The sequence below is a fragment of the Weizmannia acidilactici genome, assembly GCF_008974185.1.
Classification (GTDB): domain Bacteria; phylum Bacillota; class Bacilli; order Bacillales; family Bacillaceae_C; genus Weizmannia; species Weizmannia acidilactici.
On record NZ_BKZP01000005.1, the window covers coordinates 42,424 to 68,382 of the forward strand.

Annotated in this window: 30 protein-coding genes and 1 other annotated feature; of the genes, 27 read left to right on the forward strand and 3 right to left on the reverse strand. The window is 47.9% G+C overall.

Annotated elements, in window-relative coordinates:
* The first annotated feature begins 289 nt into the window (after positions 1 to 289).
* From mreC to pheA, 14 genes are all read left to right on the forward strand, one after another.
* Entirely contained in the window at positions 290 to 1,162 is an 873-nt protein-coding gene (gene mreC / locus BpJC4_RS03345; protein WP_151679276.1) for a rod shape-determining protein MreC, read from the forward strand.
* Positions 1,162 to 1,680 (forward strand): rod shape-determining protein MreD, encoded by a 519-nt coding sequence (gene mreD, locus BpJC4_RS03350; protein ID WP_151697529.1) that lies wholly within the window; start codon positions 1,162 to 1,164, stop codon positions 1,678 to 1,680. Before mreC ends, mreD begins: the two co-directional genes overlap by 1 nt.
* A 233-nt stretch (positions 1,681 to 1,913) precedes the next feature.
* The gene (gene minC / locus BpJC4_RS03355; protein ID WP_151679278.1) at positions 1,914 to 2,597 is read left to right on the forward strand and encodes a septum site-determining protein MinC; all 684 of its coding nucleotides are present in this window, start codon (positions 1,914 to 1,916) and stop codon (positions 2,595 to 2,597) included.
* A gap of 1 nt (position 2,598) precedes the next feature.
* Positions 2,599 to 3,408, forward strand: a complete 810-nt coding sequence (gene minD / locus BpJC4_RS03360) for a septum site-determining protein MinD (RefSeq protein ID WP_151679279.1) — start codon at positions 2,599 to 2,601, stop codon at positions 3,406 to 3,408.
* Between the two features lie 122 nt (positions 3,409 to 3,530).
* Positions 3,531 to 4,286, forward strand: coding sequence for a M23 family metallopeptidase (locus BpJC4_RS03365; RefSeq protein ID WP_151679280.1), 756 nt, complete (start codon positions 3,531 to 3,533; stop codon positions 4,284 to 4,286).
* Positions 4,279 to 5,145: a M50 family metallopeptidase gene (locus tag BpJC4_RS03370; RefSeq protein WP_151679281.1), complete on the forward strand. Its 867-nt coding sequence runs from the start codon at positions 4,279 to 4,281 to the stop codon at positions 5,143 to 5,145. The genes BpJC4_RS03365 and BpJC4_RS03370 overlap by 8 nt, the downstream gene beginning before the upstream one ends.
* A 61-nt stretch (positions 5,146 to 5,206) precedes the next feature.
* A complete protein-coding gene (locus tag BpJC4_RS03375) occupies positions 5,207 to 6,688 on the forward strand; it encodes an Rne/Rng family ribonuclease (protein WP_151697530.1) in 1,482 nt (493 codons plus the stop codon).
* 46 nt (positions 6,689 to 6,734) lie between these two features.
* Positions 6,735 to 6,817 (forward strand) — a sequence feature (ribosomal protein L21 leader region).
* A gap of 11 nt (positions 6,818 to 6,828) precedes the next feature.
* Positions 6,829 to 7,137 (forward strand): 50S ribosomal protein L21, encoded by a 309-nt coding sequence (gene rplU, locus BpJC4_RS03380; RefSeq protein WP_151679283.1) that lies wholly within the window; start codon positions 6,829 to 6,831, stop codon positions 7,135 to 7,137.
* 12 nt (positions 7,138 to 7,149) lie between these two features.
* On the forward strand, positions 7,150 to 7,479 hold the full coding sequence (locus tag BpJC4_RS03385; protein WP_151679284.1) for a ribosomal-processing cysteine protease Prp: 330 nt from the start codon (positions 7,150 to 7,152) through the stop codon (positions 7,477 to 7,479).
* A gap of 12 nt (positions 7,480 to 7,491) precedes the next feature.
* Entirely contained in the window at positions 7,492 to 7,782 is a 291-nt protein-coding gene (gene rpmA, locus BpJC4_RS03390) for a 50S ribosomal protein L27 (RefSeq protein ID WP_151679285.1), read from the forward strand.
* A 147-nt stretch (positions 7,783 to 7,929) separates the two neighbouring features.
* A complete protein-coding gene (locus BpJC4_RS03395; protein WP_151679286.1) occupies positions 7,930 to 8,484 on the forward strand; it encodes a Spo0B C-terminal domain-containing protein in 555 nt (184 codons plus the stop codon).
* 40 nt (positions 8,485 to 8,524) lie between these two features.
* Positions 8,525 to 9,817: a GTPase ObgE gene (gene obgE / locus BpJC4_RS03400; protein ID WP_151697531.1), complete on the forward strand. Its 1,293-nt coding sequence runs from the start codon at positions 8,525 to 8,527 to the stop codon at positions 9,815 to 9,817.
* Positions 9,818 to 9,888: 71 nt separating this feature from the next.
* Positions 9,889 to 10,341, forward strand: a complete 453-nt coding sequence (thrR, locus tag BpJC4_RS03405) for a transcriptional regulator ThrR (protein ID WP_151679288.1) — start codon at positions 9,889 to 9,891, stop codon at positions 10,339 to 10,341.
* A gap of 27 nt (positions 10,342 to 10,368) precedes the next feature.
* A complete protein-coding gene (pheA, locus tag BpJC4_RS03410) occupies positions 10,369 to 11,211 on the forward strand; it encodes a prephenate dehydratase (protein WP_151679289.1) in 843 nt (280 codons plus the stop codon).
* A 229-nt stretch (positions 11,212 to 11,440) separates the two neighbouring features.
* On the opposite strand, the gene BpJC4_RS03415 is transcribed toward pheA, so the two are convergent.
* Complete coding sequence (locus BpJC4_RS03415) at positions 11,441 to 11,998, reverse strand: transcription repressor NadR (protein WP_151697532.1); 558 nt, start codon at positions 11,996 to 11,998, stop codon at positions 11,441 to 11,443.
* 187 nt (positions 11,999 to 12,185) lie between these two features.
* Between BpJC4_RS03415 and safA the strand changes: the two genes are divergently transcribed.
* From safA to yajC, 10 genes are all read left to right on the forward strand, one after another.
* Positions 12,186 to 13,223, forward strand: a complete 1,038-nt coding sequence (safA, locus tag BpJC4_RS16885) for a SafA/ExsA family spore coat assembly protein (RefSeq protein ID WP_151697533.1) — start codon at positions 12,186 to 12,188, stop codon at positions 13,221 to 13,223.
* The gene (locus tag BpJC4_RS03425) at positions 13,224 to 14,201 is read left to right on the forward strand and encodes a phosphotransferase (RefSeq protein ID WP_151697534.1); all 978 of its coding nucleotides are present in this window, start codon (positions 13,224 to 13,226) and stop codon (positions 14,199 to 14,201) included.
* A gap of 94 nt (positions 14,202 to 14,295) precedes the next feature.
* A complete protein-coding gene (locus BpJC4_RS03430) occupies positions 14,296 to 15,018 on the forward strand; it encodes a YebC/PmpR family DNA-binding transcriptional regulator (protein WP_151679293.1) in 723 nt (240 codons plus the stop codon).
* A 132-nt stretch (positions 15,019 to 15,150) separates the two neighbouring features.
* Complete coding sequence (locus BpJC4_RS03435) at positions 15,151 to 15,603, forward strand: BofC C-terminal domain-containing protein (protein WP_151679294.1); 453 nt, start codon at positions 15,151 to 15,153, stop codon at positions 15,601 to 15,603.
* Between the two features lie 82 nt (positions 15,604 to 15,685).
* Positions 15,686 to 16,291 (forward strand): Holliday junction branch migration protein RuvA, encoded by a 606-nt coding sequence (gene ruvA, locus BpJC4_RS03440; RefSeq protein ID WP_151679295.1) that lies wholly within the window; start codon positions 15,686 to 15,688, stop codon positions 16,289 to 16,291.
* A 21-nt stretch (positions 16,292 to 16,312) separates the two neighbouring features.
* The gene (ruvB, locus tag BpJC4_RS03445; protein WP_151679296.1) at positions 16,313 to 17,311 is read left to right on the forward strand and encodes a Holliday junction branch migration DNA helicase RuvB; all 999 of its coding nucleotides are present in this window, start codon (positions 16,313 to 16,315) and stop codon (positions 17,309 to 17,311) included.
* On the forward strand, positions 17,308 to 17,514 hold the full coding sequence (locus BpJC4_RS03450; protein ID WP_151679297.1) for a DUF2905 domain-containing protein: 207 nt from the start codon (positions 17,308 to 17,310) through the stop codon (positions 17,512 to 17,514). Before ruvB ends, BpJC4_RS03450 begins: the two co-directional genes overlap by 4 nt.
* A gap of 115 nt (positions 17,515 to 17,629) precedes the next feature.
* The gene (gene queA / locus BpJC4_RS03455) at positions 17,630 to 18,658 is read left to right on the forward strand and encodes a tRNA preQ1(34) S-adenosylmethionine ribosyltransferase-isomerase QueA (protein WP_151697535.1); all 1,029 of its coding nucleotides are present in this window, start codon (positions 17,630 to 17,632) and stop codon (positions 18,656 to 18,658) included.
* An 18-nt stretch (positions 18,659 to 18,676) separates the two neighbouring features.
* Entirely contained in the window at positions 18,677 to 19,816 is a 1,140-nt protein-coding gene (gene tgt / locus BpJC4_RS03460; protein WP_151697536.1) for a tRNA guanosine(34) transglycosylase Tgt, read from the forward strand.
* Between the two features lie 30 nt (positions 19,817 to 19,846).
* Positions 19,847 to 20,194, forward strand: a complete 348-nt coding sequence (gene yajC / locus BpJC4_RS03465) for a preprotein translocase subunit YajC (RefSeq protein ID WP_151697537.1) — start codon at positions 19,847 to 19,849, stop codon at positions 20,192 to 20,194.
* 30 nt (positions 20,195 to 20,224) lie between these two features.
* Here the strand turns inward: yajC and BpJC4_RS03470 are convergent, their stop codons facing one another.
* Positions 20,225 to 20,620, reverse strand: coding sequence for a TIGR04086 family membrane protein (locus BpJC4_RS03470; RefSeq protein WP_151697549.1), 396 nt, complete (start codon positions 20,618 to 20,620; stop codon positions 20,225 to 20,227).
* Positions 20,621 to 20,772: 152 nt separating this feature from the next.
* Here BpJC4_RS03470 and BpJC4_RS03475 point away from each other — a divergent pair, with 152 nt between their 5' ends.
* Positions 20,773 to 21,426, forward strand: a complete 654-nt coding sequence (locus tag BpJC4_RS03475; protein ID WP_151679301.1) for a DUF421 domain-containing protein — start codon at positions 20,773 to 20,775, stop codon at positions 21,424 to 21,426.
* Positions 21,427 to 21,578: 152 nt separating this feature from the next.
* On the opposite strand, the gene spoVB is transcribed toward BpJC4_RS03475, so the two are convergent.
* Positions 21,579 to 23,123 (reverse strand): stage V sporulation protein B, encoded by a 1,545-nt coding sequence (gene spoVB / locus BpJC4_RS03480; RefSeq protein WP_151697538.1) that lies wholly within the window; start codon positions 23,121 to 23,123, stop codon positions 21,579 to 21,581.
* Positions 23,124 to 23,207: 84 nt separating this feature from the next.
* Here spoVB and BpJC4_RS03485 point away from each other — a divergent pair, with 84 nt between their 5' ends.
* Both BpJC4_RS03485 and secDF read left to right on the forward strand, forming a co-directional pair.
* Positions 23,208 to 23,543, forward strand: a complete 336-nt coding sequence (locus tag BpJC4_RS03485; protein WP_253693303.1) for a post-transcriptional regulator — start codon at positions 23,208 to 23,210, stop codon at positions 23,541 to 23,543.
* A gap of 111 nt (positions 23,544 to 23,654) precedes the next feature.
* Positions 23,655 to 25,922, forward strand: a complete 2,268-nt coding sequence (secDF, locus tag BpJC4_RS03490; protein WP_151679303.1) for a protein translocase subunit SecDF — start codon at positions 23,655 to 23,657, stop codon at positions 25,920 to 25,922.
* The last annotated feature ends 37 nt before the right edge of the window (positions 25,923 to 25,959 follow it).

Sequence of the window (25,959 nt, forward strand, 5' to 3'; positions counted from 1 at the left end):
AGGGTGGGGCATGAAGTTCACCAGCCGATAACGCCTGCAGCTGGACAATACGAAAAGCGGAGGCGCCTTGCTCATCAGCGTACGGATTTTTCTAGGCACTGTCTAAGATAAAGGAAACACGGCGAGGGACGAGCCGTGTGTTGGCTTATGCCAGAGGAAGGGGCTAAGAAGATTACCGGCCGGATAGGCGCTTCTGCGGGCAAAATTCTCCTGCCGGTATCATGCCGGCGGGAGAATGCATTCAAGTCGGCAATTACCGGAACAGAGTTTTTTTATAGGAGTGGATTCCATGCCACAGTTTTTTCTTAATAAACGATTGATTGTACTTCTCATCAGCGTAATCCTGCTCGTCGCCATGATCGGATTTTCCATAAGGGAGCGCGACCGCATTTCAAAACCCGAGCAATTTGTGCGTGATATTGTCGGCTTCGGCCAGACCATCATTGCAAAACCTGCAAATGCTATGGCCGTTTTTTTTGATAATATAAATGATTTGAAAAATACATATACCGAAAATAAAAAATTGAAATCTCATTTGGAACAGCTGACAAGCTTGGAAGCACAAAACCATGAATTGAAAAAAGAAAACGAAGAACTGAAATCCATTATTAAGGAAAAAAATAGTCTTGGAGATTCCGAGTCGATCCAGGCGCAGGTCATCGCACGCAATCCCGACAGCTGGTATGAACAAGTTGTCATCGATAAAGGCGAAGTGAACGGTGTTGAAAAAAATATGGCGGTGGTGACGAGTGGGGGATTTATCGGAAAAGTGACGCAAGTGGATAAATTTTATTCGACTGTTGAACTGCTGAGCTCGCCTGACGAAACAAACCGCATCTCTGCCAAGGTGCAAAGTGCGAAAAAAGATGCTTACGGTTTGATCGAAGGATACGACAAAAAAACAAAAATGCTGCTGTTGAAACAGCTTGATTTCAACATCAAAATCAAAAAAGGCGACCACGTGGTAACATCCGGCTTAAGCGGCATGTTCCCGAGCGGCCTGGTGATCGGGGATGTTGAAAAAATTGTTCCGGATGAAAACGGGCTGACGCAAACAGCTTATGTCAAACCGGAAGCCAATTTTTATGATGTGAGGGAAGTTTTGGTCATCAACCGGAAAGCGCAAAAACTAAACTCGAGTGTGCTGGGAGGGGGGCAGTGATGAAACGTGCGGTGCTCCCTCTCATTTTAAGTGTTTGCTATATCGCCGAGAGCTTATTTGCGCAGTTTTTCTCCGCCCAGAATTTTGGCGGAAAATATATTATCGTCCCCCATTTTTTACTGGTGATGCTGATATTAATGGGGATGTACTACCGGAAAAGGAGTGCCATCATTTACGCTTTTGTGTTTGGTATGCTCTTTGATGCCTTTTACACAGGGGTTTTGGGCATTTACCTGTTTTTTTATCCGTTTGCGGTTTACTTGACGATCAAACTGATGAGGATTCTCCAATCCAATATTTTTACCGGAACGGTTGTTGCAGCTTTTAATATGGCAGTCGTCGAGTTTTTGGTTTATGGCGTCAATTCGTTGATTAATTCGCAGTTAATGGGTTTCAGCGATTTTCTCAATTTAAGGTTATGGCCCACCCTTATTTTTAATGCCGCTTTTTTTATTTTGGCCTGGTATCCGATGCGCAATTTTCTCGTGCGGCGGGCGAGGGAAGAAGAGCAGGAGTAAACGCGGCACCGCAAAACTGTTAAAATGGGAAAAGAGGAATTTCATAACCTTTTGTCGAATATATCCGCATAGTTCAAGGTTTTACGATTCGTTCCCGCGAAAATCCACTTATCCCGCAGGTGTTTTACGATGTCGTTTAAAAACAGCTTCCCAAAAAAGCCCGCCCGGAAAAGAAAGCGCCGGCGGACGGGTGCTGTCCCATTTTTATCAGCCGTTGAGGTGAGCAGTTTGAAATGAAGAAAATGCAAAATGTAACGATTAAAGGTACAAAAGAAGGAATTGTCCTGCATTTAAACGACCAATGCTCCTACCATGCTTTAAAAGCGGAGTTAAAACATAAATTATTGGCGCATTCTTCCCTTGAAGATGAAGAGAGCCCGATTATTGCCGTAAAGATCCAGCTTGGAAACCGTTATTTGACACCCGAACAGGAGGAAGAAATCAAAAGCCTTGTCCGCGCCCAGCGGAATCTGGTTGTAGACGAAATCATCAGCAATGTGATAACGAAAGAAGCGGCAGCAAAGGCAAAACTGGAAAATGAAATTGTATCCGCCACAGTCATTGTCAGATCCGGGCAAGTATTGAAGGTGGAAGGCGACCTATTGCTTGTCGGGGATGTGAATCCGGGCGGTACCGTCATTGCAAACGGCAATATTTTTGTCATGGGGAATTTGCGTGGGATTGCGCATGCGGGCTACAATGGGAGAAGGGATGCGGTCGTCGTGGCTTCCAACATGGTTCCTTCTCAGATCCGGATTGCCGACTGCTTAAATCGGGCGCCGGACCATTATGCGAAACAAGACCGGCACGAAATGGAATGTGCTTACATAGATTCTTCCAACCATATTATCATTGATCGATTGCAAGTTTTAAAACATCTGCGGCCGAATATTACGAGATTACGAGGAGGGTTCTAACATGGGTGAAGCGATTGTCATTACATCCGGAAAAGGCGGAGTCGGCAAAACGACTACTTCGGCAAACCTCGGCACGGCGCTGGCGCTTCAAGGGAAAAAAGTCTGCCTTGTAGATACGGACATCGGGCTTCGAAATCTTGATGTGGTATTGGGGCTTGAAAACCGGATTATCTATGATTTGGTGGATGTCGTAGAAGGTCGCTGCAAAATGCATCAGGCAATCGTAAAAGATAAACGCTTCGACGATAAGCTTTTTTTGCTGCCGGCGGCGCAGACAAGCGACAAATCGGCTGTAACGCCTGAGCAAATGAAACAATTAATCCATGAATTAAAGCAAGATTATGACTATATCCTGATCGATTGCCCGGCCGGTATTGAACAGGGGTATAAAAATGCGGTGGCGGGCGCTGACCAGGCCATTGTCGTGACAACGCCTGAAATTTCCGCGGTGCGGGATGCGGACCGGATCATCGGGCTGCTTGAAAAAGAAGACCATATTGAGTCGCCGAAACTCATCATTAACCGGATCCGCAGCCATATGATGAAAAACGGGGACATGATGGATATTGATGAAGTGACAAGCCATTTATCGATCGACCTGATCGGGATCGTGGCGGATGATGAAGAAGTCATCCGCGCATCAAACCAGGGGGAGCCGATTGCCCTTCACCCGAATAACCGCGCATCGCTTGCATACCGCAATATAGCCCGCAGAATATTAGGCGAAACCGTGCCGCTCATGCCTTTGGAAGACCCGAAAACCGGCATGTTTGCAAGATTTAAAAGATTATTCAGTTCAAAAACATCTTGAGATGGGCCGGCCCGGAAAGCCTTATGGCTTTCGGACCGGATTATTTTGATTCGGGTTCTATCCCTGTTGGACAGGTCATACATTGATAACAAACGAAAGCCTGGACAAGAGGGGGAGTTTGTTTGGGAAACCGCGCAGACGAAATCAGAAAGCAAATGGCAAAGCGGAGAAAAGTGGTGAAACAAGCGCGCAGGCCAGGCAAAGACTTGATTTATTCCAGCCTGATCCGTGATGAAGGCACGCATGTTTATGAACCATCCGTGAGGCCCATCCATCCGCTATTTAAAAAAGAAGCCATCCTGTTTAAAATTTTGGCTTCCGCCTGCCTTGTGCTCGCCGTAGCCATCCTGTTCAAATCAGCAAATCCGGTGTTTGACAAACCAAAAACAGCCGTGGAACGGGTCATGGAAACCGAATTCCAATTTGCGAAAGCGGCCAAATGGTACGAAGACAATTTTGGAAAACCGATCGCGCTGTTTCCGGACAAAGCGTCAAATACAGAGACGGCGGCTTCGGACGGGGAGCAGCAGTATGCCATGCCGGTATCAGGAAAAATCCTGACCAATTTTTCAGCAGACGGAAGAGGGGTTATGATTGAAACAAAACCGGGCGCAAACGTGAAAGCGATGAGCAGCGGCACCGTTATTTTTGCCGGCAAGAAAAAATCGCTTGGTAATACCGTCATTATCCAGCATGTCGATTCAACAGAAACTTGGTATGCCAACCTCGGAAAAGTGAATGTCCGGGAGTACGACCGGATCAAAGCCGGCGAAAAAGTCGGCACTGCAGCCAATAGCGGCGAAAAAGGGGAATTTTACTTTGCGATCAAAAAAGGTGGCGATTTTATTGACCCGATTCAGGTGATAAAATTTGAGTGATCTGTTTCTTGTGCTGAAAAAAATCAAAATCCATCCCCTTTTTTGGATTGTTGCGGCGATCGCCGTTGCCACCGCACGCTTCCAGGAACTTGTTCTGCTGTTTGCCATCATCTTGATCCATGAAATGGGCCACGCGGGTGCGGCGCAATTTTTTTCGTGGCGGATCAAAAAAATTATGATTTTGCCGTTTGGCGGTGTTGCCGAAACGGAAGAGCACGGAAATCGGCCTTTAAAAGAAGAAATGGCCGTCACGCTTGCCGGGCCCGTCCAGCACGTCTGGATCGCCATTTGCGCGTACGCCCTGTTTTACTTTCACATTTTGCCGGAATCATTGTATATACAAGTCCAGGAATGGAACCGGGCCATTCTTTTTTTCAATTTGCTCCCGATCTGGCCGCTTGACGGCGGTAAAATCGCCAATATGGCGTTTTCAAGGTTTTTCCCGTTTTTGCGCGCTTTCCGCATAACGATTTTCAGTTCGCTCGCCGTTCTTCTCATCTTCCATGCAACGGCGCTTTTCAATACACCGGCGAATCTGAATATTTGGGCAGTTGCTGTTTATTTATATGCCTCGCTTTGGAAAGAATGGAAACAGCTGTATTTTGTTTTCATCCGTTTTCTGCTTGAACGGTATTACGGAAACAGGGATCCGCTTCATGATTTGGAAACGCTCCGTGTAGACGCAGGTGCTTATTTATATGAAGTATTGGAATCTTTTAAACGGGGCCGCAAACATCCGCTGATTGTCTTGCAAGGCGGGGTGGAAATCGGGAAACTGGATGAAAATGAACTGCTGCATGCCTTCTTTTCTGAAAAGCAAACGCATGCGAAAGTAAAAGATATCATGTATAGTTATTGATGGAAGCCGCGCTTTTGACTTCACGCGGCATCAGCAGAAAAAATTGTGTGGTGTATGCATGTTGTCCCAGTCGATTGTAATCAATTTTAAAACGAGGGAAAAACGGTATGCGGTCTTGGAAAACGGGGAAGTAGCCGCCATCCGGATCCGGCAGCCCGGTGATGTTACAAAAGTCGGGAATATTTATCTTGGAAAAGTGGCGGCCGTCAAACCCGGTATCAATGCTGCATTTATCGATATCGGCGGGGGCCGGCACGGATATTTGCACATCGGCCGGCTCCCCGCTTTTTTGCACGGAAACGATGAAATAAGAGAGCGCCCGATTTCGTCATTTTTGGCGGCCGGGCAGCCGATCATCGTCCAGGTCAAAAAAGACGGAACCGCATTGAAAGGGCCGCTTTTAACCGGTATCATCGAGCTTGCGGGTGAGCAAATTGTCTATCTCCCGGAGGGAAAATATACGGCCGTATCCAAGAAAGCGGATGAAGCCGAAAGAAAGCTGTGGCGGAGCAGGGTGCGTGCGCATCTCGAACCGCGTGAAGGGATCATCCTCCGAACGGCCGCCTTGACGGGGGACGGAAAATGGCTTGATGAGCTCAAGACAATGAGGAAGAAGTACCGGGCAATGGTTGACAAGGCCTCACGTGAAAAAGCCCCTGCGGTTTTATATGAAAAAAATAACGTCGAAACCGAGATTTACCGTGAACTTGTCCGTATGAAAAGTGGAACGGTCATTTCGGATGATCCGGAGATACTAAAGCGACTGAAAAAATTGCTGGAAAACCATCCGGAGCTGGACTGGTCGCTTGAGTTTTACAGCGGGCAGGTGAATATTTTTACATACTACAAGATTGATGGGGCACTTGAAGATGCATTGAAACGGATTGTCTGGCTGGAAAACGGCGCGTATATTGTGATCGATGAAACAGAGGCGTTGATCAGCATTGATGTCAATACCGGAAAATACACGGGCAGGCAGGACCAGGACGAAACCGTGCTGCAAACGAATATGCTTGCGGCAAAAGAAATCGCAAGGCAGTTGAAACTGCGTGATTACGGCGGGATGATCCTGATTGATTTCATTGACATGCAAGATGAAAAGGAGCGTGAAAAAGTCAGGCTGGCCCTGGAGAAAGAGCTGGCAAACGACGGTAAGCAAACAAGGATCACCGGTTTTACCGAGCTCGGCATTTTGCAAATGACGCGGAAAAAAACGCGCAAATCGCTGCCGGAAACATTGCTTAAAGTATGCCCGGTCTGCAAAGGGAAAGGAAAAATTGAAAGCCCGGAAACCGTTGCTTTCCGCTTGGAACGGGAACTGTTGGAAATGCCTTCCGGACTTCATGAGGCTGTGCTGATCGAATGTACAGAAGATGTAAAAGACTGTTTCTGCGGGGATAATCTTGTGCATCTTGGCAGGCTGGAGCATCTCCTCCACGTCAAACTTTTTTTCCGTATCATTAGGGATGCCCATCCGTATTATGCGATCCGCCAGTTTGGGACGGTGCGGGAACTCGGGGAGAAAAGCAGTTCTTCCCGTTGACAAAGCAGCAGTCCTGTGGTATGATCAATATGTTATGTTTGTAGCGCCTGTGCTACAACCGCTCAGGAACAGGCATGCAAGTTTTTACGTCATGTAAAACGCCTGTCTTTGGCGAGTCTTAGTCTTAAGGAGGTGCAGTGATGTACGCAATTATTGAAACCGGCGGAAAACAAATCAAGGTGGAAGAAGGCCAAGCCATTTACGTTGAAAAACTGAATGCTGCTGAAGGCGAAACCGTTACATTTGACCGCGTTCTTTTTGTCGGCGGCGATTCCGTGAAAGTCGGCAGCCCTGTTGTTGAAGGCGCTACGGTTACGGGAAAAGTTGAAAAACACGGCCGTGCGAAAAAAATCGTTGTGTTCAAATATAAAGCGAAGAAAAACTACCACAAAAAACAAGGCCACCGTCAGCCATATACGAAAGTGGTCATTGAAAAAATCAATGCGTAAGGCGGCCGCGATATGATCGAGGTCTGTATCAAGCGCACGGAAGACGGAAGAATTTCGTCTTTTCAAATGAAGGGCCATGCGAACTTTGCGGAATACGGACAGGACATTGTCTGCGCCGGCGCATCGGCTGTTTCTTTCGGGACAGTGAACGCGATGATGGAAGTGGCTGGGGTTGAACCCGAAATCCGCCAATCCAAAAGCGGCTTGCTGCAATGCAAAATTCCCGCGGGTCTCCCTGAAGAGGCAAGCGAAAAAGCACAGATTCTGCTTGAGGGCATGGTTGTATCCCTGCAGACCATTGAACGGGAATACGGGGAATTTATCCATATTACCTTTCAATAGGAGGTGAAACTCATGTTAAAATTAGATCTTCAGTTTTTCGCATCCAAAAAAGGTGTTGGTTCCACGAAAAACGGCCGTGACTCGATCGCAAAACGCCTTGGCGCAAAACGCGCGGACGGCCAATTCGTAACCGGCGGATCGATCCTCTACCGCCAACGCGGAACGAAAATCTTTCCGGGTGAGAATGTCGGCCGCGGCGGCGACGACACTTTGTTTGCGAAAGTTGACGGCATCGTGCGTTTCGAACGTTTCGGCCGCGACAAGAAAAAAGTGAGCGTATATCCGGTGGCAAAAGAAGCCTAAGCTTAAACGAGCCCCGGCCGTATGAAGCGGCCCGGGGCTTTTTTTACATATTGCCGGTGGAGCTTTTCGTTTAAAGAACGGTGCATATGGCAAAGATTTTTGTTATACTTAAAACTAACATATTTCTGCAAATGGGAGCTATTTAAGATGGAAAATTGGACGACTGTTGAAGTGCTCCGCCATGCAAGGCACGATTGGCTGAACAAACTTCAATTAATTAATGGGTATGCCAGTTTAAATAATATGGAAAAAGTCAAAGACATCGTAGAGGATATCATCCTGGAAGCACAGCAGGAGTCGAAACTGTCTAATTTGCATCTGCCGAAATTTGCCGAGTTATTGCTTACATATAATTGGGAAGGGCACCCTTTCCGGCTGGAGTACGAAATTTTGGACGCCGATAAGCGTTTACTGCCGGAAGACGGACGGCTTTATGGCTGGATGAAAAGCTTTTTGGCGTGCGTGGAGGAAATGGCGGATCCGTACGGCGACAATCTTTTATCATTAACGTTTGGCACTCCCCAATCAGCCGCCCGTTTCTTTTTTGAATTTAGCGGTACAATAAAAACGCCGGGGCTTTTAACAGGTTGGCTCGAAGCGGAATGCCGGGGGCGTCATGTTGTGCACGCACAATCAGAAACCGTTTTCTCAGTCGAAGTTGTATTTCCGGAAGTTCCGGCCGGAGGAAAGCTTTTATCATAAAACTTAAGCAACAAATGTTGTAAAGGTGGTTCTATATTTTATGTTTGTCGACCAAGTAAAAATTTATGTGAAAGGCGGGGACGGCGGCAACGGCATGGTCGCATTCCGCCGTGAAAAATATGTGCCGATGGGCGGGCCTGCCGGCGGCGACGGCGGTCGCGGCGGCGATGTTATCTTTGAAGTGGACGAAGGATTGAGAACGCTGATGGATTTCCGTTACAAGCGGCATTTCAAGGCAAACCGTGGCGAAAACGGCATGAGCAAAGGGAAACACGGCCGCGGGGCGGAAGATTTGGTCGTAAAGGTACCGCCGGGAACGGTTGTCATTGATGATGACACGAAGCAGGTGATTGCCGATTTGACGCGCCATGGCGAACGGGCGGTGATCGCAAAAGGTGGTCGCGGCGGAAGGGGCAATATCCGTTTTGCCACGCCGGCCAATCCGGCGCCGGAAATCGCCGAAAACGGGGAACCGGGCCAGGAACGCTATATTGTCCTTGAATTAAAACTGCTTGCCGATGTCGGCCTTGTCGGGTTTCCGAGCGTAGGGAAATCGACACTGCTTTCCGTAGTTTCTTCGGCGCGCCCGAAAATTGCGGAATATCATTTTACGACGCTCGTGCCAAATTTAGGCATGGTCGAGACGGATGACGGAAGAAGTTTTGTCATGGCCGATCTGCCGGGGCTGATTGAAGGCGCCCACGAAGGCGTCGGACTCGGACACCAGTTTTTGCGTCACATCGAGCGGACAAGGGTCATCGTCCATGTCATTGATATGGCGGCAGTGGAAGGACGTGACCCGTACGGGGATTACTTAACCATTAACGAAGAATTGAAGGCCTATAACCTGCACCTTACCGAACGCCCGCAAATCATTGTTGCGAATAAAATGGATATGCCGGGCGCGGAAGAGAATTTAGCGCACTTCAAAGAACAGATTGGAAGCGGCACGCCGATTTTCCCGATTTCTGCGCTGACGCGGAAAGGCTTAAGAGATTTGCTTTTTGCCATCGCCGATCTGCTTGACAAAACGCCCGCTTTTTCGCTGTATATGGACGAAGAAATGGGTGCTGGGTCAAGCCGGGTCGTGTATAAGCACGAAAAAGAAAAAGCGGATTTTACGATTACAAGGGATCCGGATGGTAGTTTTGTGATACACGGGGAAAAAGTCGAGAAGCTGTTTAAAATGACGAATTTTAACCATGATGAGTCGGTCAGGCGGTTTGCCCGCCAGCTCCGCGGGATGGGCATTGATGATGCGCTCCGTGAACGCGGGGCGAAAAACGGCGACACGGTCCGCCTCTTGGATTATGAATTTGAATTTGTAGACTAGCCGTGTGGGACGGGAGAGAAGGAAAACCGGCCCCGGCACGGATACGGTGAATCTAGTGGAGGAAGGGCACTTTGGAAAAGAAAGCAGAACATAAATTTATATTGGTCCGTGAAGATGTTTTGCCGGAAGCGATGAAAAAGACGCTTCAGGCGAAAGAACTGCTCGAAAGGGGAAGTGCGGTGTCGGTCGGGGATGCGGCGCAAAAAGTCGACCTCAGCCGCAGCGCCTTTTATAAATACCGTGATACCGTATTTCCGTTCCATTCGGTTGTAAAAGAAAAAATCGTGACGTTGTTTTTTTATCTTGAAGACCGGTCCGGGACATTATCCGAAATTTTAAGGATCATCGCCTCATATTCGTGCAATATTTTAACGATCCACCAGACAATCCCGATCCAGGGGCGGGCGAACGTGACCATTTCCTTGAATGTTTCGGATATCCGGGCGAGTTTAAATGATCTGTTGGAAGAACTGAATGCATTTGAGTTTGTCAACAAAGTAGAAATATTGGGGTCCGGAGCGTAATACTCCGGCTGTCGGGAGAGGAAACGAATGAGAGCAGCATTTTTTGGCCCGGAAGCAACCTTTACCGATATTGCGGTTCAGTCGGTTTTTCCCGATGCCCGCCGGATTGCTTACCGGACGATTCCGGAATGCCTGGAAGCCGTCAAGGAAAAACAGGTGGATATGGCGGTTGTCCCTTTGGAAAACGCCCTTGAAGGCTCTGTCAATTTAACTGTCGATTATTTATATCATGAGGATCTTCCGCCGATCCGGGCAGAAATCGTTGTACCGATCGAGCAGCATTTTATGGTCCATCCGGAGAATGTTGCCGAATGGCGGAAAACCGAGAAAATTGTGTCGCATTCGCATGCATTGGCGCAATGCCACAAGTTTTTGCACCGGGAATTTAAACATGCGGCCGTGGAGCAAATGGGTTCCACCGCCGCCGCTGCGAAATACGTGAGCGAGCATCCGGAGCTGAAATGGGCGGCGATCGCCAACGAAATGGCGGCGGAACTGTACGGTTTGGAAATTGTAAAACGGAGTATCCATGACTATCCTTTCAACCATACAAGGTTTATTGTCCTGGCTTATAACAAACTGGAAATCCAAAAAGCGCCGTCGTTCCAAAAATCGACGATCATGATCACGCTGCCTACGGACAAGGCCGGGTCGCTGCATCAGGTGCTTTCCGCTTTTGCATGGCGCGAAATTAACTTGAGCAAACTGGAGTCGCGCCCGTTAAAGACGGGGCTCGGAAACTACTTTTTTATGATTGATTTGAACCATTCCCTAGATGAGAAACTTGTCCGCTTTTCGTTGGAGGAAATCCGCGCCCTCGGCTGCACGGTTAAGGAGCTTGGGAGCTACTGCAGGTATATGGCGGAATAGGATTGGGAAAAGGCTGAACCTAAAGCTTAAGCTGTTGCTTTTGGTTCAGCCTTTTTTAATGCATGAAAGACACTTCAGACATTTTTTCGCCATGAAATGTCTTTCAAAGGAGGGATAAACGACACTTTCGCAATTTTCATCCCCGAATTGCCCTTCAAAAGCGGCATGGGGCACTTTAAGCCATAACGTTCTCAAAAATGTCCTTCATAAACCGGCTGCTCAAACACATTCAGGGCAGCTCTTTTTCATTTTCAGTAAACAGAATCCCTAATGCTTTCAATGCGCGTTCTGCGGCTTTCAACTGCTGGTGGTTTGCGGCTTCAACCGTATGCAGGTGGATGCCGCCCGTCAATTCAGACAAGTAGCTGGCATTCGTTTCTTTAATGCGGCGGATAAACTGCGCCACTTCTTCACGGGTTGACACCATGATGGATGCGGTTAAGTCGCCGTATACAGGATGTTCCACCTTTACGTCCTTTACGGTCACGCCGTTATCGACCAGCACGTTCAGTTCTTCTTCCACCTGACCGGGGGTATGGGAGCATGCGATCGTTTTTTCAACGGTTGTTTCCGGACGGACGGGGTGCATATATAAATAACCTTGGCTTGTGGCAAGGATCGGTTCGTTTTTTGCCTTCAGTAGCGTAATGTCATTCACGATAATCTGGCGGCTCACATTCGCCCTTTTTGCCAGTTCCCCGCCTGTAATCGGGGACCGGCTTGCCTGCAGCCACTTCACGATCAATTTCCGCCTTTCATCCCCGGGAATTTTCTTCTTTACTGCCAACATCGTTTCCTCCATTCGTTTCTGCCTATTTCGGATTTTACCATACGGGGGCGGCCAAATGAAAGAAACGCGCCTGCCGGAAATGGCATAATGCGGAGCTGAAGGTCATAAATTTTTATGTAAATCGTTCGCATTTTGCCCAAAACAACATAGAATGTATGGACTTATGCTTGAGGAGGGAAAATGTGTGAAAATCCATATCGTTCAAAAAGGCGATACGCTCTGGAAAATTGCCAAAAAATACGGCGTCGATTTTGACGAATTGAAAAAAATGAACGCGCAATTATCCAATCCGGAAATGATCATGCCCGGAATGAAAATTAAAATTCCGACAACAGGGGGCACGGTAAAAAAAGAGATGCATACGGGTATGAAGGAAGCACCGATTGCAGTACACCCGTACCAGCAAATACCGCAGCCGAAATTGCCGGTGCAGAAAGAAATGCCGATCCAAAAAGAAGCGCCGAAAGCGGTACCGCACAAAGAAATGCCGGTAAAAGAGAAAGTGGTAGAAAAAAAGGAAACCATCTATAAGCCTATCATGCCGCAGCCTGTTGTACCGGAAATTGATATCCATAATTATTATGTGACGAATATGGCTGAAATTGAAACCCATACGCAGGCGCCGCCACAGCCGCAGCCGGTGTATCACCATCATGAAAGCGAATCTTCGTCTTCAAGCGGACATTATACCATGCCGGTACAAGAGGAGTGTTACGAAATGTATGCACCAATTTATCCTTGCCCGATGCCGATTCAGGATTGCGGTTGCGGGGGGCCGGTGATGCAACATGGGTTTGCCCCTTATCCGTACAGTTATGCCGCGCCTTTCCAGGGGGTTCCGTACCAAATGCCGGTGATGGCCCCGATGCCGGGATACCCAACACAGCAGGCACCGGTTTGGCAGCAGCCGCAAACACTTGCGCCGAGCCATGAATGGGAGGAAGAATCTTCATCGTCATCTTATCCATACGGCCACCATATGCAGGGCAGTACGATGCAAAATCCTTCCGCCCAGCCGTATTGGGGCATGCAGGGTCCTGTATACGTCGCAAATCCTGAAAGCTCGGCATATATGCCGCAGTATGCGCCGCAGCCACAAAACTTCCCGGGATATGCGCAGTATCCGTATCAGCCTTATGCGATGCCGCAGCCGTACAGCTACGGCATGCCGGCGCCGCAGCAGTACGACCGGAATCCGGATGCTTCCGGTGAAGAGGATTAAATGGGCGGGGGCTGGGACAAAGAAGGGGACGGCAACAAGCGTCTCCTTCTTTATGCTGAAAAACGGCTGGGAGAACCGGTTCAAAAGATTACAAAGCTCCGCGGAAAAGTATGGCTCGTAGAAACAAAAACGAAGAAATGGATTTTGAAAGAATATCCCGGCATTGAGCGGCTGAAACGGCAAATGTTGCTGACCACAACGCTTTTGGAATCTGGATTTTCGCATATTTGCCGGTTTTTGCCGGCCGATGATGATGGTGATTGCATATTTGAACAAACATGTTTCGGAATCATGGAATATATTGAACCGCATCCGGATGCTTTTGCCTATCATACCGAACAAGACATTTTATCTGCTTTCCGCCTGTTAAAAGCATACCACCGAGCAACCGGGCGGTTTCCACTTTCTGCTAAAATTGAATTTCCCCGTTTTTTCCAGCTGCGAAAATGGCGGAATCGTTACCGTGAATTTTTGGAAAACAAAGGTGAAATTATGCATTATATGCCCGCGTTTTATTTTAAAACTTACGAGTCCTGGGCTCATGCGTCGTTAAAAAGGCTCGGGGAAAAGGAGCCCATTTTTACCAGGCCCCCATACTGCATTACCCATGGCGATGTCGCCCACCATAATTTTTTGCGTGGAAAAGACGGAAAGCTGTATTTGATCGATTTTGACCTCGCCCGTCTTGCCCCTGCCTGGACGGACGACCTGCAGTTTTGCAACCGCATTTTGCCTTCCATCTCCTGGTCGCTTTCTAAACTGTGCAATTTGGGGATAATGATGGATGCGCCCGACCGCGAAACAATTCTTGAAGCGCTCCTTTACCCGGCGGATGTGCTGCGGGAATGGAACCAATTTATCACGTGCGGAGAAAATGAAAAAGAACAGCTCTGGCCCCATTTGTCTTCCATCACATTCGGGCAATTTGAGGAAAGAGGTCGGTTTGTGTTAGAGGTTGAGAAACAATTAAGGGCATAGTGTGGCGCGGCTGTTCTTTTTGCATCCCCCTTTCTTCCGGATATGGTATAGTAATATAGGACTGTATCAGCGCGAATGAAAGGAGAGATTGATCATGTCTGGCCATTCCAAGTGGAAAAATATCCAAGGCAGAAAAAGCGCGCAAGATGCAAAGCGCGGAAAAATATTTCAAAAACTGGCAAAAGAGATTTATGTTGCGGCAAAGAATGGTCCTGACCCAGATGCAAATTCAGCCCTCCGCCTAGTCATAGAAAAGGCAAAGGCTGCCAATATGCCAAATGATAATATTAAGCGTGCCATCGATAAAGCGAGCGGCAACCAAAATGCCGAACATTACGAAGAAATGATTTATGAAGGGTACGGCCCGGGCGGTGTCGCGGTCATGGTAACGGCGTTAACGGATAACAAAAACCGGACCGCTTCGAACGTCCGCGTTGCTTTTTCGCGGAACGGAGGGAACCTCGGCGAAAATGGCTGCGTTTCATTCCTCTTTGACCGGAAAGGGTATCTTGCCATTGAGCGTGAAGGGCTTGATATTGATGAAGACGAAATGCTGCTTCAGGTCATTGAAGCTGGGGCAGAGGAAATGGAAACAAGTGATGAAGTGTTTGAGATTTATACGGATCCCGAGCAATTTATGGATGTAAAGAAAAACCTGGAGGAGAACGGGTTTACGTTTGCACAGGCTGAGATCACGATGGTGCCGCAAAATACGATTGCTTTGGATGAAGAGCAAAAAGCAAAGATGGAAAGATTGCTGGACAGGCTGGAAGACGATGACGACGTCCAGGAAATCTATCATAATGCTGAATTGTAATCAGTATGAAGCACTTTCCGGACCGGAATTATCCGGTCTGGAAAGTGCTTTTTTTGCGGAAGGACGGGATATGCGTGCAAAAACTGGCTACACTATCAGTAACGTTTTAAATCTGGGCGGGAGGTGATCAATATGTATACCTTGGTGATGCGCGCCGTGCCCATTGCCGCGTTTTTATTGGCGGGTGCGGGATTTCCCGACGTTTTGCAAAGCAAGGATGTGTTGGCTGCTGGAAAGAAAACGGCAGTGATTTTGGAACGCGTTTACCTGGACGGGGAAGTCAGTGAGGAATTCATCCGTACGGACAAAACGCCATGTGAGGTTGTACGGAGCTATCCGGGCTGGCAAATCGCCGATATAGGCGGATCCCGGATTGTTTTGCAGAAACATATTCACGATATCTCCCCGCTTTTAAAAGCAAACGGTTATTTCAGCATCACTTTCCAAAGCGGATCGGGGAAAAAAGGCATTGTCCAGCCCTTTTTCCAGTTGTATTTGAAAAAATTGGAGAGCCGGCGGCAGGAAAAAATGGAAAACGGAAATGCTGCGTCATACGCTGAATCCTTATTCGGGTGGGCAAATTGAATGTGCAAACCGCAGTTCCCAAAATCAGAGCTATCTATGGTACAATGGTTGATAGCAAGTTTTTGAGGAGTGTGTGGGAAGTTTGTACGAATATATAAAAGGGATCATCGACTCCGTCAGTCCGGACTATGTTGTCGTGGACAACGGGGGGATCGGATACCAATTGATCACACCGAACCCGTATATCTTTTCGAAAAGTATCGGGGAAGAGCGGAAAATTTATACTTACCAGCATGTGCGCGAAGATATGATCGCATTGTACGGTTTTGAAGCCGCAGAAGAACGGGAGCTGTTTAAAAAGCTGCTCAATGTGTCGGGCATCGGTCCGAAGGGGGCGCTGGCCATTCTGGCGTACGGGCAGCCGTCTCAGGTGGTCGAAGCGATTGAAAATGAAAACGAATCGTTTCTCGTCAAATTCCCCGGCGTCGGAAAAAAAACGGCAAGGCAGATGATCCTCGATTTAAAAGGAAAACTTTTGGACATCGCGCCGGATATGCCGAATTTATTTAACCAGGAAAAAACGATCCAAAAGTCCGCAGCCAGCCGCAATCTGGAAGAAGCCGTACTGGCATTGCAGGCGCTTGGCTACTCGGAAAAAGAAATCCATAAAGTGGTCCCACAGCTTCCGGAGGAGGACCTGTCCACGGATGAGTATATTAAACTAGCTTTAAAAGCGATGGTAAAATAATGGGAACCAGGAGGGGAGAGCATGGAGGATCGCATTGTTTCCGGCGAGGCGGACGAACAGGAAATTTCCTTTGAAATGAGCCTGCGCCCGCAAACTTTGGCGCAGTATATCGGGCAGGAAAAAGTAAAGCACAATTTAGCTGTTTTTATCCAGGCGGCGAAGCAACGGCATGAAACACTGGACCATGTGCTGCTGTACGGGCCGCCTGGACTCGGAAAAACGACATTGGCAATGGTCATTGCAAACGAAATGGGCGTAAAAATCCGGACAACTTCGGGCCCTGCGATCGAACGGCCGGGCGACCTGGCTGCGGTGCTGACCTCGCTTGAACCGGGGGAAGTACTGTTTATTGATGAGATCCATCGCCTGCCGAAAGCAATCGAAGAAGTGCTGTATCCGGCAATGGAAGATTATTGCCTGGATATCGTCATCGGCAAAGGAACGGGAGCCCGGTCGATTCGGCTTGACCTGCCCCCGTTTACGTTAATCGGGGCGACGACTAGGGCAGGGTCGGTTTCGGCTCCATTGCGCGACAGGTTCGGCGTCATCAGCAGGCTCGAATATTATGATGAAAATCAGCTGGCAGAGATTGTATTGCGGACGGCTGATATTTTGCAGACGGAAATTGAACCGGAGGGTGCCAGGGAAATTGCAAGGCGCTCGCGTGGCACACCGAGGATTGCCAATCGGCTGCTCAGACGGGTGCGGGATTTTGCCCAAGTAAAAGGCGACGGCAAGGTTACACTTGAAGTTGCCAATTATGCGCTTGAACTGCTGCAGGTCGATAAACTTGGGCTTGACCATATTGACCATAAGCTGTTAAAAGGGATCATTGAACGCTTTAAAGGCGGGCCTGTCGGGTTGGATACGATTGCCGCGAGCATCGGGGAAGAAGCGGAAACGATTGAAGACGTGTATGAGCCGTATTTGCTGCAAATCGGCTTTTTGCAGCGGACGCCGCGGGGCAGGGTCGCAACCCCGCTTGTTTACGAGCATTTTCAAATGGAGGTGCCGAAGTGAGCGGTTTCGGAAAAGTATTAATGACGATTGCGGTGATTCTTTTTGTTATCGGTCTTTCGATGCAGTTAACAAAAATTGGCCGTCTGCCCGGGGATATCCTCATCAGAAAAGGCAATACGACTTTTTACTTCCCAATTGCTACCTCTATTATTTTAAGCATTGTCCTGAGTGTGTTATTATATATAATCGGGCGGTTTAAATAGAAAAGCGGAAGCGCCTTGCTCAGCGGCGTACGGACTTCCTAGCGGAGGGCGTTATCATTTGCCGCCCTAAAGTGCATCTTATGTTTCAACTATACAAAACGAAGGGGAACCATAAATGAAACTTGATTTATTTGATTTTGACCTGCCGGAAGAATTGATTGCCCAAACGCCGTTAAAAAACCGTTCAGACAGCCGGCTAATGGTACTTGATAAAAAAACAGGGGCAATCGAACATACGGTATTTAAAAACATTACGCACTATTTGCGCCCGGGCGACTGCCTTGTGTTGAACGATACGAAAGTGCTGCCGGCAAGGCTGTTCGGTATTAAAGACGAAACCGGCGCCAAAATAGAAGTGCTGCTGTTGAAACAGCTGGAAGGGGACCAGTGGGAAACGCTTGTCAAACCGGCAAAGCGCGTCAAAGCCGGGACTACCGTGCATTTTGGCGACGGGAAGCTGAAAGCAACGTGCGTGAAGGAGCTTGACCACGGCGGCCGTATCATGGAATTCCAATACAATGGCATTTTTTATGAAGTGCTCAACGAACTCGGTAAAATGCCGCTGCCACCGTACATAAAAGAACAACTGGAAGACCAGGACCGCTACCAGACGGTATATGCAAAAGAACCGGGATCGGCTGCCGCACCGACTGCCGGGCTCCATTTTACAAAGGAGCTCCTGAAAGAAATTGAAAACATGGGTGTCAAGATTGTGTTCATCACGCTCCATGTCGGGCTTGGAACATTCCGCCCGGTGGATGTGGAAGATATTGAAAATCACGATATGCACGCGGAATTTTACCAGGTCTCTGAAGAAGCGGCGAAAACGATTATGGACGTCAAAAACAGTGGCGGCCGCGTGATTTCCGTCGGCACCACTTCAACCAGGACGCTTGAAACGATTGCCGCCGCCCATGGCGGAAAGATTGCCGCTGAAAGCGGCTGGACGGATATCTTCATTTATCCGGGTTTCGAATATAAGGCGATTGACGCTTTGATTACGAATTTCCACCTGCCAAAGTCAACGCTCATTATGCTTGTGAGTGCGCTGGCAGGCAGGGAAAATGTGCTGCATGCCTATGAAACGGCAGTAAAAGAAAAATACCGTTTCTTCAGTTTCGGGGATGCGATGTTCATTAAATAGTGGAAGGAGCAACGTTTTTTGGCTGCAATTACTTATGAATTGATCAAGACGGACAAACAGACAGGCGCCCGCCTTGGCAAACTCCATACGCCGCACGGGACGTACGATACCCCGATGTTTATGCCGGTCGGGACGCTTGCTACGGTAAAGACGATGTCCCCTGAAGAATTAAAAAGCATGGGGGCCGGCACGATCCTAAGTAATACATATCATTTGTGGCTGCGGCCCGGGCATAATATTGTTAAAGAAGCCGGGGGACTGCATCAGTTTATGAACTGGGACCAAGCCATTCTGACCGATTCGGGCGGGTTCCAGGTATTCAGCCTGAGCAAAATGCGTGACATTACGGAAGAAGGCGTCCATTTCCGGAACCATTTAAACGGAGACAAACTGTTTTTGTCCCCGGAAAAATCGATGGAAATCCAAAATGCGCTCGGTTCCGATATTATGATGGCGTTTGATGAATGTCCCCCTTATCCTGCTACCTATGAATATATGAAGGAATCGGTCGAAAGGACATCACGGTGGGCAGAGCGCTGCCTGCATGCGCACAAGCGACCTGATGTGCAAGGGCTATTCGGTATTGTCCAAGGTGGTGCTTATGAAGATTTGCGGCGCCAAAGCGCAAACGATCTTGTTTCACTTGATTTTCCGGGTTATGCGGTCGGCGGCCTGTCCGTCGGTGAGCCGAAGGAAGTCATGAACCGGATGCTTGAGTTTACGACGCCGCTGCTTCCAAGCGATAAGCCGCGTTATTTAATGGGGGTCGGTTCGCCGGATTCTTTGATTGACGGGGCAATCAGAGGCATTGACATGTTTGACTGCGTGCTGCCGACCCGGATAGCGAGAAACGGCACCGTCATGACAAGCAAAGGGCGGCTTGTTGTGAAAAATGCCCAGTATGCCCGAGATTTCAGACCGCTTGATGAACATTGCGACTGCTACACCTGCCGCAATTATTCACGCGCGTATATTCGGCATTTGATAAAATGTGACGAAACTTTCGGAATTCGTTTAACTACTTACCATAATTTATATTTTTTGTTAAAATTAATGGAAAATATAAGGCAGGCGATTCGCGAAGACCGCCTTCTTGATTTCAGGGAAGAATTTTTTGAGCAATACGGATTTAACCGTCCGGATGCGAAAAATTTCTAATATAGAACTTGTCAAGAAAGGAGGATACAAATGCAAGCGTTAGCCCAATTATTGCCCCTTATTATTTTATTCGTCCTGTTCTACTTTTTGTTGATCAGGCCGCAGCAAAAGAGGCAGAAAAACATCCAAATGATGCAGAACAATTTGGCGAAAGGTGACAAAATTGTCACGATTGGCGGGCTGCATGCGATTGTGGATTCTATTGATGAAAACAAAGTCGTGCTAAAATGCGGCGACGGTTCCAGGTTGACATTCGACCGCTCGGCGATCCGCGAAGTGGTGGAATCCGCCTCGGCGAAAAAAGCAGAAGCCGCAAGCAAGAAAGAAAACAAAAAAGCGGCAGAAAAAAATGCTGCAGAAGAATCCAAAACAAAATAAAATAAGCGCCGCTAGACGCGGCGCTTATTTTTAAGTTTCCCGGGACCGCCCTGAGAACAAGTTAACCCCCAAAATGCCCCCCATTGCGGCTGCCAGGATATAGCAAATATGGTAAACCATCTGCTTAAGGGTAAACAGTTCATCGTAGCCCAAATACTGAACGAGAAAGACAATCCCCGTATATATCATCCCTGTCATGCTGCCGAGTAGCCAACCTTTCTTTTTTCCTTTCCCTCCTCCGATCAGCCCGCCGATAAACAGGCTGAAAAATGAAATCATCGTCACAACTGTATGCAAAGATTGTTCCGTCAGATCGGAAAACCGCAGGATGAGCGAAATCACCAGGCTTGATACGGCAAGTAGTACAAAAATGGCGCCCAGCCCGTATAAAAGGCTGATGCTTAATCTTTGCGCTTCGATTTTCAGTCCCTCCTTTGTCCAATCCTTTTTCCCACAGTACAAGCATATTCACGGAAAATCGAATATAGAATCGCATATGGATTTTTCAAGCAGGATTTTTTCTCCGATTGCGCATACTAAGTGGGTACCCAAACATAGAAGGAACAGGGGGATCGGTATTGGAGAATCTTCTTATTATTTTTTTTCGTACATTGCTGCTATATGTTGTGATTATGGTGATTTTCCGCTTAATGGGGAAAAGGGAGATCGGGGAACTGAATGTCCTTGATTTGGTCGTCTTTATTATGATTGGGGAAATGGCAGTTGTCGCCATTGAAAACCACCGTGACCCGATTCTTAATTCATTGCTGCCAATGGCCGTTTTGCTCGGCATTCAAATTGGGCTGGCGCTGATTTCGCTCCGCAGCAGCCACTTCCGCAAAATGATTGACGGCAAGCCGAGCATCATCATCAATAAAGGGAAAATCGACGAAAAAGAGATGCGCAGGCAACGCTATAATTTTGACGACCTCTTAATGCAGCTGCGTACCAAAGACATTGACAACATTGCCGATGTGGAATTTGCAATTCTGGAGACATCGGGGGAATTGTCGGTTGTGAAAAAAAGCAAAAAGAAAAATAAACCTGCAACCTATACCGAACCGTTCATAGTTGGCGGACAAATCCAAAAAAATAATTTGAAAAAGAGCAATAAAACCGAAGAGTGGCTGCGAAGAGAACTGGAAAAAAGGGGATACGGGGATATTGGCCAAATCTCTTTTTGCAGCTACCAGGACGGCGAGTTTTATATTGATCTGGATGATGAAAAATAAGCCCCGCTGTTTGCAGCCGGGCTTTTTCATGCTCTGATTTACCTGCGCGAAATGATCCCGCTTTCCAAACATGCCGCGAGCCTGTTTCCGCAGGAGCCCCAAAAATCTCGCGCTTATTCAATGCAGTCATCTAACAAAAGTTACGCGCTTTTTTAAAGCAGTTTTTTCAGAAGCGGAATATGCATGAGATCCGAACGGCGGATGAGTTTCGTCAGCAAAAGCAGCAGCAAATAAACTGCGGCTGTCAAAGAAATCCCGGCAAGCAGGCGGAAGGGGGACTCCACCTCTTCCAGAAAACGGGAAAGCCATTGTTGCCCGAAAGCACCGGAAACAACGGAAACCGCCAAAAGTTTCGCCCACTCATGAATATAAAGCGTAAACTGGATTTTTTTCAGCAAGGTTGCAAAATGCAGGAACGTGACAAGCACGGTGCCTGCCATAATGCCGATTGCGGCGCCGTTTATGCCGAACTCGGGGCGGGAAGCCAGTACAAAAATGACGCACAATTTGAGGGCGGCCCCGATGATGCTGTTGATCATGGCGGCTTTAGCAAGATCCAGTGCCTGCAGGGCTGCCTGGAGCGGTGCCTGACATGCCTGGAATATAAAAAACGGCGCCATGATTTTGATAAACTGTGATCCGTTTCCGGTCCCGTACATCAGCTGCATCAACGGTTCAGCAAACACATAAAGGATTACGACCGAGACGCCACCGGTCAAAAGCGAAAAACGCAAAGCCTGTTGGAGCCGGTGTTCAACAAGCCTGTAATTTTTCCGTGAATTCGCTTCACTGATGGCAGGCACAAGCGCGGTCGAAAGTGAAACCGTCACGAAGGATGGCAGCATCAAAAGCGGCATGGCGAATCCGGTTAAAGAGCCGTACTGTTGTGTGGCAATATGGGATGCAACACCGGCGATGGCCAGGCAGTGGGAAACGACAATCGGTTCAAGAAACCACGAGAGGTTGCCGATCAAACGGCTCCAGGTTGTCGGAATGGCAACGCGCATTAATTCATAGAACGTATCTTTCCCGGCTTTAGCCGCTTTAAAAAAATTTTTCCTCACCCGTATTTGCTTTTTCAGCTTGAACATCGTAAACATATAAAGAAGGGATGCAAACTCGCCCAAAATGGATGCAAACATGACGCCGGCAGCAGCATATTCGACCCCGTACGGCAAAAGCCAGTTTGCAAAGACGGCAATCAGCATGATGCGCACACTCTGTTCAATGACTTGTGAAATGGCAAACGGCTTCATATTTTGCTTGCCCTGGAAATAGCCGCGCAATACGGCGGAAATGGCGACAATCGGGATGATCGGCGTAATCGCAACAAGCGGATAATATACGCGTGCATCCGTAAACAGTTTCTCGGCCAGGAACGGAGCCAGAAAAATTAGCCCCGGTGTAAAGATAGCTGACAGGGAAATGGTAACAGTTAAAGAAATGACAAGGATTTTTTTGATTTTCACCTTATCCCCGACCGCATCCGCCTCGGCAATGCATTTTGAAATGGCGACCGGCAGGCCGAGCTGCGTGACCGTAATGACGAGCATTAAGGTAGGAAAAGCCATTTGGTGGAGGCCGACGCCCGTTTCGCCAAGCGACCGGGCAATGACAACCCGGTTAATGAATCCAAGCACCCGTGTAACAAACCCTGCTGCAAGCAAAATGATCGTTCCCCTCAAAAACTTGGACATCTGATTTACCTACCTTCTCAAATCCGCGAATTTCCTATACAATGATGTATATGCACAAAAAGGGACAAGAAGTACATCTATCGAATGAAAGGAGAAAAACCTGTGGAGGGCCGTCATCCTTACGAAAAGTATTATGAGGAACTCGAACCTGTCATAAAAAGCAAGGCGGAAGAGTTTACCGTCATCGGGTATGGGGCGGTTGAAATGAAAGATTTGTGGAATTATTTAATGAAGAAAAAATGGAAAAATGCAAAACCGGACGATGTGCATATGTATTCGCTTGTTTCCGATATTTTATCGGTCAAGCCCGGTGATTTTATGAGTTTTATGGCAGTGGAAGCTTACCGTTCCCCGGACTGGTTTGCCGACCTCGACGAAGCCGAGCTCGACGAGTTGCTGAATCCGGATAAAGCGAAATAATGAAGAAAAATTGACACGCTTTTTTCGCTGTTTCATAATAGTAATGATATTGCCAACCGGGTTTGCACTCTTTTGTACGTAAACGTTTGATTTGCTAGGAGGCTATACATAATGGTGAAAAGAAGCCGTATCGTTGCTTTCTTTCTTATTATCCTGTTGTTTGCGGGATTAATAGGGGGAACGACGGATAAAATTGTCAAAAAAATCAATCTCGGCCTTGATTTGCGGGGCGGGTTTGAAGTCCTATATAAAGTGGAGCCGGTGAAAAAAGGGCAGAAAATTGACAAAGCAGCGCTTGCCGACACTGCACAGGCGCTTGACCGCCGCATTAACGCGCTCGGCGTGAGCGAGCCGCAGATCCAGGTGGAAGGGAATAACCGGATCCGCGTCCAGCTTGCCGGGGTAAAAGACCAGAATGAAGCGCGGAAAATGCTGTCCACGACGGCGAACTTAACTTTCCGTGACGTGAATGACAAAGTGATGATGGACGGGACGGACCTTGTGCAGGGGAAAGCGAAACAGTCGTTTGACCAAAACGGCAAACCGGATGTTGTCCTGCAGTTAAAGAGCCGTCAAAAGTTTGCAAAAGTGACGAAAAAAATTCTCAGCATGGCACCTAACAACCAGCTCGTAATTTGGATGGATTTCCAGGAAGGCAAAGATTCGTATAAAAAAGAAGTCACCAAGAGAAACCCGAAATTTTTGTCCAATCCGAATGTCAATTCCGTCTTGAATACGGACTCGGTTGAAATTACCGGCAATTTTACGGTGAAAGAAGCGCAAAACCTTGCCGCGCTTTTGAATGCGGGTGCGCTGCCGGTGAAACTGCATGAAATTTATTCGACTTCTGTCGGCGCATCTTTCGGCCAGGAAGCGCTGCATGATACAATTCTTGCCGGAATCATTGGTGTAGCGGCCATCTTTATTTTTATGATCAGCTACTACCGCTTCCCGGGATTCATTGCGTCGATTACGCTTGCAGTCTATATCTTCCTGATTCTTCTCATATACAGATTAATCGGCGCGGTCCTGACCTTGCCGGGGATTGCTGCGCTTGTGCTTGGGGTTGGGATGGCGGTTGACGCCAATATCATTACGTACGAGCGTATTAAAGAAGAGCTGCGCGTCGGAAAAAGCGTGAAATCTGCATTCAAAGCAGGGAATAAATCATCGTTTATCGCTATTTTCGACTCCAACTTAACAACCATTTTGGCGGCTGTTATATTGTTCTATTTCGGGACAAGTTCGATCAGAGGTTTTGCAACGACATTGATCATCAGTATTTTATTGAGTTTTCTGACGGCAGTTTACGGCTCTAGGTGGCTGCTCGGTCTCTGGGTGAACAGCAACTTCCTGAAAAAACGGCCGCATTGGTTTGGCGTGAAAAAATCGGCAATCCACGATATTGCGGAAAATGTTGATACGCATGACTTGAAAACAAAATTCGACTGGTACGATTTTGTTAAACACCGCAACATCTTTTTCGTATTGTCCGCTGTATTGATTATTTCGGGCTTTATCATTCTCGGCCTTTTCAAGCTGAACCTCAGCATTGACTTTTCGAGCGGAACACGGATCGAAATCAGTTCAAACCATGCGCTCACGCAGCAGGAAATCGAGAGCGACCTTAACCATTTAAATTTGAAATCCGAAGATATTGTGATGGAAGGGGCCAGCCATCATAAAGCGGTTGTACGGGTCAAAGGGGCGTTCAGCGATAAAGACAAGAGTACGCAAATCATTTCGTATTTCACGGATAAATACGGAAAAACCCCAAGCATCAGCTCTGTTTCGCCGACAGTCGGAAAAGAACTGGCGAAGAGCGCCGTATATTCCCTTATTCTTGCAGCGATCGGCATCATCATTTACGTTGCCTTCCGGTTTGAATGGGCGATGGGAGTTGCCTCCATTGTTGCGCTCTTCCATGATGCATTTTTCATGATTGCCTTTTTCAGCATCACAAGGCTTGAAGTGGACGTAACCTTTATTGCAGCGGTGCTGACGATTGTCGGATATTCGATCAATGACTCGATCGTGACGTTCGACCGCATCCGCGATAATTTGAAACGCCGTCGAAAAATTAAAAGCGAAAAAGAAATCCATGACATTGTCAACGCCGGGATCCAGCAAACACTGGGACGCTCGGTCAATACGGTGTTGACCGTGCTCATGACTGCCGTTTCGCTTGCCATATTCGGAAGCGAATCGATCCGGAATTTCTCGATCGCGCTAATTGTCGGTTTGATTACCGGCACATATTCGTCGATCTTTATTGCTGCGCAATTTTGGTTTGTGTTGAAAAAGCGCCAGCTCAAAAAGCACGGATCCATTTTGATCAAAAAAGCACAGCGCCCCCGTGTAAACGAGCCGCAAGTATAATGTTCAAGGCGCAGGCGAAATGCCTGTGCTTTTTCGC